Annotated in this window: 5 protein-coding genes and 1 pseudogene; 3 read left to right on the plus strand and 3 right to left on the minus strand. The window is 70.8% G+C overall.

Annotated elements, in window-relative coordinates; genetic code table 11:
* Positions 1-459: 459 nt before the first annotated feature.
* A complete protein-coding gene (locus D7X32_RS47710; protein ID WP_120607903.1) occupies positions 460-3507 on the plus strand; it encodes an ATP-binding protein in 3048 nt (1015 codons plus the stop codon).
* A gap of 68 nt (positions 3508-3575) precedes the next feature.
* Here the strand turns inward: D7X32_RS47710 and D7X32_RS40745 are convergent, their stop codons facing one another.
* The 3 genes from D7X32_RS40745 to D7X32_RS40755 form a co-directional block, all read right to left on the minus strand.
* A complete protein-coding gene (locus D7X32_RS40745; protein WP_120607904.1) occupies positions 3576-4013 on the minus strand; it encodes a hypothetical protein in 438 nt (145 codons plus the stop codon).
* A gap of 190 nt (positions 4014-4203) precedes the next feature.
* Positions 4204-4707: a hypothetical protein gene (locus D7X32_RS40750; protein WP_120607905.1), complete on the minus strand. Its 504-nt coding sequence runs from the start codon at positions 4705-4707 to the stop codon at positions 4204-4206.
* 89 nt (positions 4708-4796) lie between these two features.
* Positions 4797-6818 carry a YgiQ family radical SAM protein gene (locus D7X32_RS40755; RefSeq protein WP_120607906.1) on the minus strand — a complete coding sequence of 674 codons (2022 nt, stop codon included), beginning with the start codon at positions 6816-6818 and terminating at the stop codon, positions 4797-4799.
* A gap of 350 nt (positions 6819-7168) precedes the next feature.
* On the opposite strand from D7X32_RS40755, the gene D7X32_RS40760 reads away from it, so the two are divergent.
* Together D7X32_RS40760 and D7X32_RS40765 are read left to right on the plus strand one after the other, a co-directional pair.
* Positions 7169-8317 carry a hypothetical protein gene (locus D7X32_RS40760; protein ID WP_120607907.1) on the plus strand — a complete coding sequence of 383 codons (1149 nt, stop codon included), beginning with the start codon at positions 7169-7171 and terminating at the stop codon, positions 8315-8317.
* Between the two features lie 265 nt (positions 8318-8582).
* A pseudogene (locus tag D7X32_RS40765) lies at positions 8583-9841 on the plus strand (DEAD/DEAH box helicase); the annotation flags it as partial.

Raw genomic sequence — 9841 nt, forward strand, 5'->3', positions numbered from 1 at the left:
TCTTGGGTCGGGCGTGGCCACGCCCCATTATTTCTAATCCGCCCCCGGCCCACGTCGAGCGTGGTGAGGCCCACCGTTCGCTGCCTCACCGCCCCCTCAGGCGAGCACCACCCCGTGAACGCTTACGTGCGCGGCACCTCCTCGGCCACGCCGAGGTCAGAACTCCGCGTCCGGCGTGAGTGGTGGTATGGCATTGCCGTGGGTTGGTGGATGGTTTTGCGTGTTTTGCTGGAGTGTAAAGAGGTTCGGGACCGCCAGGCGTGGGGAGCCTGCCTGCTCCCATGGAGAAGCGGCGGGCTGGCCGGAGGCGGACCTGGTGGGAAGTCCTGCTCGGTAAGCGACGAAAAGGGCCAGCGCTCCGGACTCCGGCGTTGAAGTGAGGGGGCCGGGCCGGTACGTCCACCCCAGGTCCCCTCCTCAACGCGTCCCGCTGCCTTCGAGCCTCCCCTGAGCCGTCCGATGAACGAACAGAGCACCGCGGATCCGGTGGGGGGCGCCGTTGCTTCGCCGTCTCCGGACGGATGGCTTGAAGCGTTGCGCGGCGGCAGCGAGATGGGGCGGCTCATCCTGGAGCGGGACTGGTCCGGGACCCCGCTGGGGCCCATCGCCTCCTGGCCGAGGACCCTGCGCACCGTGGTGGGCATGTGCCTGACGACGCGCTTCCCCATGTTCATCTACTGGGGACCGGAGCGCGTGCAGCTCTACAACGACGCGGGCATCCCCATCATGGGGGCCAAGCACCCGCACCACGCGCTGGCGCCGCTGCGCGAGGTCTTCCCGGAGCTGTGGCCGCACCTGGGCCCCCTGTTCGAGGAACTGGAGCGCACGAAGCAGGCGAACTGGGCGGAGAGCCAGTCGCTGCCCATCCTGCGCAATGGCTCCGACGAGGAGGCCTACTTCACCTGGTCCTACACCCCGGTGCTGGATGACGACGGCACGGTCGTGGGCTTCTACACGCCGGCCATGGAGACGACGGGGCAGGTGGTGGGGCAGCGGCGCCTGCGCACGCTGCACAGCCTCTCCGAGCGAGCCAGCGGCGCGGCCTCCGTGGAGGAGGCGTGCCGGGCCGGTTTGAGCGCCATGGCGGAGAACCTCGCCGACCTGCCCTTCACCTGGCTCTACGTCACGGACGCGGATGGAGCGCACGCCACGCTCGTCGGCTCCACCGGAATGGGGGCCCTTGGCGCTTCGGTGCCCGTAAGCCTCGACCTTCGTCCGGTGCACGCGGGAGGACTCCTGGCTCCGGTGGCGGGCACGCGCCAGCCCGGGCGGGTGGAGGACGTGAACGGGTGGCTCGAAGCGCGGCCAGCGCCCGGTGCCGCGAGCACGCCCCGGCCCGCCCTGGTGCTGCCGTTGCCGCACGCGGAAGGGGACCGCACCCTGGGCTTCCTGGTGGCTGGCCTGAGCCCCGTCCAGTCGCTGGCGGGGGAGTACCGGGGCTTCCTCGAACTGGTGGCGGGGGCGCTGGCCACGGCCGCCTCCAGCGCTCGCGCGCGGCAGGAGGCCCTCGAGCGGATGGAGAAGCTCGCGGCGCTGGACCGGGCCAAGACGGCCTTCTTCAGCAACGTGAGCCACGAATTCCGCACGCCCCTGACGCTGATGGTCGGGCCCGTGGAGGACGCCCTGTCGGACGCGGCGGAGCCGCTGGGGCCGCGTCAGGCCGAACGGCTGTCCCTGGTCCAACGCAACGCCAGCCGGTTGCTCAAGCTGGTCAACACGCTGCTCGACTTCACCCGCACGGAGGCAGGTCGCGTGCGCGCTGCCTTCCAGCCCACGGACCTGTCCGCCTTCACCGCGGAGCTGGTGAGTCACTTCGAATCCATCGCGAAGCGCGCCCAGCTCACCCTCACGCTCGACCTGGCGCCCCTGCCGGAGCCCGTCTGGGTGGACCGGGAGATGTGGGAGAAGATTGTCTTCAACCTGCTCTCCAACGCGATGAAGTTCACCTTCGAGGGTGGCGTCCACGTCCGGCTGCATGCGGAGGAGGGCGAGGCGCGGCTGACGGTCCGGGACACCGGCAGCGGCATCCCGGCCGGGGAGCTGCCGCACATCTTCGAGCGGTTCCACCGCGTGGAGAACGCCCGGTCGCGCAGCCACGAGGGCAGCGGCATCGGGTTGAGCCTCGTGCAGGAGCTGGCGAAGCTGCACGGTGGCACCGTGGGGGTGAAGAGCGTGGTGGGGGAGGGGACGACCTTCTGTGTCGCGGTGCCCCTGGGCCATGGCCACCTGCCGCACGAACAGCGGGTCTCCAGCGGAAGGGACGCCGCACGCGCCAGCCTCGAGAGCGCCTTCCCGTACGTGGAGGAGATCCGCGGCTGGCTGGGGGCGTCCCCGGCACCGGATGCGCCGGAGTTCGCGCCGCACGGCACGGGGGTTGGATCGCCGCGCCTGCCCTTTGCTTCCGCGCGCGTGCTGGTGGTGGACGACAACGCGGACCTGCGCACGTACATCTCCGGGCTGCTCGCCGGTCAGGTGGCGGTGGAGACCGCGGAGGACGGCCTCGCCGCGCTCCAGGCCATCCGCGAGCGTCCACCCGACCTGGTGTTGAGCGACGTGATGATGCCGCGCCTGGGCGGGTTCGGCCTGCTGCGCGAGCTGCGCGCGGACCCCCGGCTGCGGGCCATCCCCTTCATCCTGCTGTCGGCGCGGGCGGGGGAGGAGGCCTCGGTGGAGGGCCTGGAGGCGGGCGCGGATGACTACCTGGTGAAGCCCTTCTCCGCGCGCGAGTTGACGGCGCGGGTGCGCACCCAGCTGGAGATGGCGCGGGTGCGCCGGGAGGTGGCGGAGCTGTCGGCGCGCGAGGCGGTGTTGCAGGAGGCGGTCCGTGCGCGGGACGAATTCCTCTCCGTGGTGAGCCATGAGTTGAAGACGCCGTTGGCGGGCTTCCGCCTTCAACTGGACCTCATGGAACGCGGGCTGGGGCCGGAGGCGCACTCCCGGCTGGGCGAGCGGCTCCTGCTCACGAGGCGGCAGGTGCACCGTCTGGCCACGGTCGTGGAGACGCTGCTCGACGTGTCCCAGCTGTCCGCGGGGCCGCTGAGCCTGAAGGTGGAGGACGTGGACTTCGCCGCGCTCGTGGCGGCGGAGGTGGGCCAGCTGCGGGAGGAACTGGCCCGGGAGGGCTGCGAGGTGACCTTGCGCATCGCGGCCCCGGTTCAGGGCCGGTTCGACCGGGCACGGCTGGAGCTGGTGGTGCAGGGCCTGCTGTCCAACGCGTTGAAGTACGGACCGGGCAAGCCGGTGGAGATCCACGTGGAGCAGGACGGCCCGTGCGCGCGCCTGACGGTGGTGGACCACGGCATGGGCGTGCGCCCCGAGGACCGGGAGCGCATCTGGCAGCGCTTCGAGCGCGCGGTGTCCGTGCGCAACTTCGGAGGGCTGGGCCTGGGGTTGTGGATTGCCCGCCAGGTGGTGGAGGCCCACGGCGGCAGCGTCGGCGTGTGCGAGACGCCAGGGGGCGGCGCCACCTTCACGGTGTCACTGCCCCTGTCAGGGCCGAGGACCTGACGCGACAAGGCCCGCGCTCCCCATGAGAGGGAGGCGGGCCCGTCCTGAAGCCGGGGGACTCGCGGCGGCTACTTCGTGGGCGCGAACGCGTTGACCGGCACCCAGCCGGAGCAGGCGATGAGCGCGCCGGTGCTGTATTCCCCCGTACACGCGCTGATGGAGAGCTGAGGGTTGTTGGGATAGCTCCGGTCACAGACGGCGCTCGTGCCCGCGCCGTTCTTGTTCCAGCAGCTCCCCGTGCTCCCGGTCCTGTGGTTGTAGACGACCGCCACGGCGGAGTGGCCATCCGCCAGGGTGTCCCGGACCGTGAAGGAATCAGAGGTGGAGTTGTACGAAATGCTCGCGCCAGAGATGGTGACGGTCGTCACCGCGCTCTGGGTGACATTGCCTTCCGGAGCGGCCTGTGACTCCTGGGCCTCGAGCGTCTCACCCTCCTCGGGCATCCCACCACAGCCGAACAGCAACCCTCCCACCACCAGCGCCAGCGCAGGAATCGAACGGGACATAGGTTTCCCCTGGGTGCGGAGCGCAGAGGTGCGCTCACAAGACATAGGGGTAATAATCTTTTGATGGTATGTCAAGTAAGTCGGGTATTTCGGTTTGTAGACTGCCTTTGCGGTGTTCCTGACGCAACAAGGCCCGCGCTCCCCATGAGAGGGAGGCGGGCCCTGACGTCAGGCATTGCTGCCCGGGGAACTACTTGGAGTCCACCACCAGCACCATCCACCGGTCGGTGGCGTGGTCGATGCGCACGTTGGCGGCACCGGCCTCCTGGAGCTGCTGCACCACGCGCTCCAGGAGCTGGAGCTGCTCGGCCGTGGCGTCCACGAACACGTTGCGCGAGCCCGGGCCCTTGGCCTTCGGCTTCTTCGCCGGCGCCGCGCCACTGTGCAGCTCCGGGGTGGCCGCGGCCTTCAGCAGCGAACCCGCGTCCTCCGCTGTCACCTCGGCGCGCTCGTCCTGCGCCTCCACTTCCGGCTCCTCGCGGACGGCGGCGGGGGCCGCGGCCACGGGGGCCGAGGACAGCTCCTTCTTCGCCTGCTCACGCAGCTCGTTGAAGGTGCGCAGGTTGATGGTCGCGCCGAAGCGGTCCTTGAAGCTCTCCAGGGCGTCCTGGCGGCTCAGGTCGGGCTGGTTACGGAAGAGGTCGAGCAGGAACGCGTGACGCTCCTGCGACTGCTCCTGGGAAGTCCTGGGCATGGCTGTGTGGCTCCGGCGGTGTGGCCGCATGAAGAAAGGCGGCGCACCCTATACCCGAGCCTCCCCCCGGAACGAAAGCCAGGGGGCCGCTACCGGCCGCGCGGGCCCGGACGCGGCGTGCGGCCCGTGTTCCGTCCCGACGGGCGCGGCTGCACCGGCCGGGGCCACGCGTTCGTGGCCAGTCCCTGTTCCGGCTCGGCGCTCCCGGCACGGCGCAGGCGCGCGGCCTCCGCGGCGGACTCCGGCGGCACCAGCGCGTTCGGTCCCCGGCCGATGAGGTCCTCCCGGCCGGCAAGCCGCAGGGCCTCCCTCGCCAGCGGCCAGTGCTCCGGGTTCCAGTAGAGCAGGAGCGCCTTCTGCAGCCGCTTCTCGCGCAGGCCCTTCGCCGTGTACACGGGCTCCATCTTCAGCGGGTCCAGGCCCGTGTAGTACATGGCCGTCGCCACCGACATGGGCGTGGGGATGAAGTCCTGCACCTGGCGGGGACGCTTGCCCTTCTCCTTCAGCCACTGCGCCAGCATCACCATGTCCTCCAGCGTGGACCCGGGGTGCCCGCTGATGAAGTAGGCGATGTCGTACTGCTCCTTGCCCGCGTCCTCGCTGGCGCACGCGAACATGTTCTGGAAGCGCTCGAAGCTCTCGATGCCGGGCTTCTTCATCTTCTCCAGCACGCGCGGCGACACGTGCTCCGGCGCCACGGACAGCTGGCCGCCCACGTGGTGCGCCGCCAGCTCCTTCACGTACTCCGGCGAGCGCTCCGCCAGGTCGTACCGCACGCCGCTCGCGATGAAGACGTGCTTGATGCCCGGCTCCTCGCGCACCTGCTTCATCAGCGAGATGAGCGGCCCGTGGTCCGTCTGGAGGTTCTCGCACACGCCCGGGTGCACGCACGACAGCTTGCGGCAGCGGCTTTCGATGTCCTCGCTCTTGCACTTGAGCTTGTACATGTTCGCCGTGGGGCCCCCCAGGTCGGTAATCGTCCCCCGGAAGTCCCCCATGCGCCGCACCTCGCGCACCTCGCGCAGCACGCTCTGCGCGGAGCGGCTCTGGATGACGCGCCCCTCGTGCTCCGTGATGGAGCAGAAGGTGCAGCCGCCAAAGCACCCGCGCATCAGCACCACCGAGTGCTTCACCGTCTCGTAGGCGGGGATGGGCTCCTTGTACATGGGGTGCGGCACGCGGTTGAGCTTCAGGTCATACAGCTCGTCCATGGCCACCGTGGCCGTGTCCCCGGGCTTCTGTCCGGCGCCGTCCTCCAGCGGCCGGGCGGGCGGGTTCATGTAGATGGCGCGGTTGCCGTGGCGCTGCGCGATGGCGCGCGCGTTGCCGGGGTTGGTCTCCATCTGGAAGTCCCGGCTCATCACCGCGAAGGCGCGCGTGTCCGCCACCACCTCCTCATAGGAGGGCAGCACCACCACCTTGTCGCGGTCCGCCGCGCGCTTCGCCGGGTCCGCTTCCAGGGCCTTCATCGCCGCGTCGTTGATGAGGCGCGCGGTGCCCCGGATGTCCGTCAGGTCCTCGATGCGCTCGCCCCGGTTGAGCCGGTCGGCGATCTCCCAGATGGGCCGCTCGCCCATGCCGAACACCAGCAGGTCCGCCTTGGCGTCGAAGAGGATGGAGCGGCGCACCTTCTCGCTCCAGTAGTCGAAGTGCGCGATGCGGCGCAGGCTGGCCTCGATGCCGCCCAGGACGATGGGCACGTCCGGGAAGGCCTCGCGGCAGCGCTGCGCGTAGACGATGGAGGCCCGGTCCGGCCGGCAGTTGGTGCGTCCGCCCGGGCTGTACTGGTCCTCCGAGCGGTTCTTCTTCTGGGCCGTCAGCCGGTTGAGCATCGAGTCCAGGTTGCCCGCCGCCACCCCGAAGAAGAGCCGCGGCGCCCCCAGCGCCTTGAAGGGCTCCGCCGAGTGCCAGTCCGGCTGGGGGATGATCCCCACCTTGAAGCCCCGCCCCTCCAGGAAGCGGGCGATGAGCACCGGGCCAAAGGCCGGATGGTCCACGTAGGCGTCGCCGCTCACGATGATGATGTCGCATTGCTCCCACCCCCGGGCCTGCATGTCGGCGCGGGTCACGGGTAGGAACGGGTGGGCGTAGCGCGGAGTGATGGAGGCCATGGGCGTGCTCCCCGGAACAGCGGGGGAAGGCCCAACCAACCCCATCAGGGCGGGCGCTGTCCACTGCGACGGCCGCCTGCCCTCCTGTTCACCGGGGAACCGGCAACCCGTCAGGTCGTCCAAACCCAGACACCCGGTGTGTTGTTTCTCGACTCCTTGCAAAGACAGACGCCAGGGTCATTGGGGCTCCAATGGGGTGTCTGTGTACACCTGGACCTGGGTACAGCTTTGCCCGTATTGCTAGAAAAGTCCGTTCATGGCAAAGACTGCTCACGGGCCCTGGCTGTCATTGTCTGGCATCGGGTTCCGCCTTCCCCTACCTGGCAGCCCCCCATCTCCCGGAGAGAGTCATGTCCTTGCGCCGTCCGCTGTCCCTGTTTGCTTCCCTTCTGATGTTGGGCGGCTGTGGTACCGAATCCGTGGAAGAGGGCGCGGTGGTGGGCGAGGCCCGGTCGGCGTTGCACACGGGCATCGACCTGGCGGCCGCGGAGGTGGGCGTGACGTGTGAAGACGGCCAGGTGGCGACGGTGAAGGGCGCCATCATCAACGAGGCGCCCACGGGCATCGACCCGTCGGTGGCGGGCATCTTCGCTGGGGACCCGGCCCAGGGCGGCACGCTGCTGGCGACGGTGAACGTGCCCTGGCTGGTGGGCAAGGAGCGCTACGCGTTCGAGGTGCCGGTGCAGTTGCCGGAGGGCGCGAGCCAGCTGTTCGTGGTCGCGGACTACATGGGCTTCTTCCCGGAGGACAGCGAGGAGAACAACACCGCGTCGGTGACGCTGGCGGCCGGCGGTGGCTGTCTGGTGAACCTGGCGCCGGTGGCGCTCTGCAAGAACGTCACGGTGACGGCGGACGCGTCGTGCTCGGCCGCGGCGTCCATCGACAACGGCTCGTATGATCCGGATGGCTTCCCGCAGCCGCTGAGCCGCTCGTTCAGCCCGGCGGGCGTGTACGCGGTGGGCACGACGCCGGTGACGCTCACGGTGTCGGACGGGATGGACTCGGCGACGTGCTCCGCCAATGTGACGGTGGTGGACGCGACGGCGCCGGTGGCCGGGGCGAGCAAGAACCTGGTGCTGGCCCGCACCCTGGGCGCGGACTACAAGACGGTGACGCTGGCGGACTGCGCGCAGCCGGCGGCGGACACCTGTGGCGGGACGCTGGATCTGCAGCAGGCGGGTTCCATCGTCCGCGTGGAGTCGGATGAGTCCGAGGACGCGCTGTTCAGCCTGGCCCTCTTCAAGTGCAAGGACATCGTGCTGAGCGCGGACCGCAAGTCCGCGCAGCTGCGCGCGGAGTCCAGCCTGCTGGGCAACGGCCGCGTCTACACGGTGGTGTACTCGGTGGAGGACGCGTCCGGTAACGCGACCCTCGGCAGCTGCAAGGTGAAGGTGCCCAGCCTCCAGGGCATCCTCTCCGTGGGCGTGGGGCCCGCGTACTGCCAGGGCACGGGCTGCCCGGCGGGCACGGGCGGCGGGCTGCTCTGCCCGCTGCTGTAGTCCACGCGGCGGTTTCCAGCGGTGGATGACGGCCCGGGTCCGCGAGTGTGCGCGGCCCGGGCTTCACCGTTGGTGCAGGCGTGCGAGGGAGCCCGCGGGTGCGTTGACGGGGATCGATGCCTCCCCTAGCTTGGCCGGCTTCCCGGCACCGCCGCTTCCGACGTGAGGAAGGGCCGCGCCGCGAGCACCCCGAATGATGCGCAGGACGGACGAGGAGTCGGGTCAGGGGGAGGCGCCGCGGGACGAGCGTGCTCCGGATGGCCTCATGCCCGCGCTCCGCGTGGAGTACGACACCGACGTCCAGGAGGGACACGCCGCGCCCGTGCTCCGGGTCCGGCCGTCGTGGCCGCCGCAGGAGCCGGAGGAATCCGCGCCCGCGCCGAAGGTGCCAGAGCCTTCCAGGGGACGGAGTGCTCCCCGCCCGAGGACCCTGACGTTCCGCGAGCTGGACTCCGCGGCGCTGGCGTCCATGCCGGCCTCCCACCGCGTGAACCGCGCGGTGCCCGTGCGTGCTCCCGATGCCGCTGGCGCGGCCGCATCCTCGGAGGAGACGGCCGCCCAGGTTCGCGACGAAGGCACTCGCGCCAACGTGCGCCCAGCCTCCAGCGCGGCCGCATCTTCGGAGACGGATGCTCAGGCCCGCGACGAAGTCACCGGAACCAACGCCCGCCCAGCCTCCGGCCCGGCCGCATCCTCGGAGACGGCCGCCCAGGCGCGCGAGGAGGGCACCGGAGTCAATGCCCGCCAGGCCTCCGGTCCGGGCGTTGTCACGAAGCAGTCCGTCGCCGTTCCCTCAGCGGTGGGTGACGACGCCCCGGAGAACGCCGTCGCCGCCCGTGTGCCGGGCAACGAGGTGCTGGGTGCCGAAGGGCCGAAGCCCTTCGACGCGGGCACCGCATTGGGCGCGTCGCAGCCGGGCCGCGCGCCGAAGCCGCCCGCCCCGAACCTCGTCCGCGTGGACGACGCGGCCGACGCGCGTCCTCCCGAAGAGGCACCGGCCCGCGACGTGTCCGCCACAGGCGACGTCACCCCCGCTGAACGCGAGGCCATGCAGGCCGCCGTGTCCTCCGGGCGCCGCCGGGAGCAGTGGGTCGCTCCGGCCTATCTCCCCGAGGACCTGCGCGACGCGCTGGTGGCCGAGCGCAGCCAGTACCGCGCGCAGCGGCTCCAGGAAGCGCGAGAGGTGGGCATGGCCGGACCCGGCGTGCTGGGACTCGTGCCTGTTCCCGCATCGGATCCGGACTGGTCCGGAGGCTCGCTGCTCGGCTTCCTGGGCGAGGAGCTGGTCTTCGCCGGGAACATCGTCCACCTGGACTTCGAATCCGGCCGCGTCTTCGCCGCCTCCGACTCCGGCGAGGACCTGGACCGCCGAGCCCTCTCCTGTGAGCGCTGGTGCTACCGGCCCTACGACTTCGCGGAGGCCCTGTGCGCGGCCGCGTCCGCCTACGAAGAGCGCGTCCCCGCCCTCACCGCCGCCCTGTCGCGCGCGAAGGGCGGCGGTGAGGGCGGGGACGCGCTCTTCGT

The sequence above is a fragment of the Corallococcus carmarthensis genome (assembly GCF_003611695.1).
Classification (GTDB): domain Bacteria; phylum Myxococcota; class Myxococcia; order Myxococcales; family Myxococcaceae; genus Corallococcus; species Corallococcus carmarthensis.

Coding starts and splice junctions, on each gene's coding strand:
- D7X32_RS47710 (WP_120607903.1), top strand. CDS start 460: ATGAACGAACAGAGCACCGCGGATCCGGTGGGGGGCGCCGTTGCTTCG.
- D7X32_RS40745 (WP_120607904.1), bottom strand. CDS start 4,013: ATGTCCCGTTCGATTCCTGCGCTGGCGCTGGTGGTGGGAGGGTTGCTG.
- D7X32_RS40750 (WP_120607905.1), bottom strand. CDS start 4,707: ATGCCCAGGACTTCCCAGGAGCAGTCGCAGGAGCGTCACGCGTTCCTG.
- D7X32_RS40755 (WP_120607906.1), bottom strand. CDS start 6,818: ATGGCCTCCATCACTCCGCGCTACGCCCACCCGTTCCTACCCGTGACC.
- D7X32_RS40760 (WP_120607907.1), top strand. CDS start 7,169: ATGTCCTTGCGCCGTCCGCTGTCCCTGTTTGCTTCCCTTCTGATGTTG.